Source organism: Pseudoalteromonas luteoviolacea H33-S, assembly GCF_001625695.1.
Taxonomy (GTDB): domain Bacteria; phylum Pseudomonadota; class Gammaproteobacteria; order Enterobacterales; family Alteromonadaceae; genus Pseudoalteromonas; species Pseudoalteromonas luteoviolacea_B.
The window spans coordinates 1-393 of sequence record NZ_AUXY01000023.1 but is presented as its reverse complement, the minus strand read 5'-3'; the positions used below and the strand labels follow the sequence as shown (position 1 = coordinate 393).

The window sequence follows — 393 nt, the reverse complement described above, 5'->3', positions numbered from 1 at the left end:
TGACCTGACCTGACCTGACCTAAAAAGGATGCTCCGGTAGTCTCTATGGATTAACGCTAACATTATACAAGCACAGTGTTAGTTGAGTTAAATTGGGTACTTTAGAATAAAAAAAACCAGTCATAAAGACTGGTTTTTTAACTTTTAAAAGAGTTACTAGTTGTTATTCAACAGCTTGTGGTGAGGCCATTTCGGCACTTGCACGTGCCGTTGGTGATTTGGAACCAACTCCAAGGCCACTTGACTTAATTACAGCTCTAAGTTCATCTGGCATTGCCTGAGGTAATGCTACATCTGATAAAGCTTCAGAAGAGCTTGCCTTAGTCATTGGTGAAGCAGATGTATTGCTATAACGAATACGGCTCAGAGTTACAGCAACAGGTGCAGGCTCAG

1 protein-coding gene is annotated in these 393 nt (G+C 41.5%); it reads right to left on the bottom strand.

Annotation, left to right across the window (positions count from 1 at the left end):
* Nucleotides 1-163 precede the first annotated feature (163 nt).
* Nucleotides 164-393: hypothetical protein (locus tag N477_RS26240; protein WP_196760562.1), on the bottom strand; the 230-nt coding region annotated here is incomplete at its 5' end.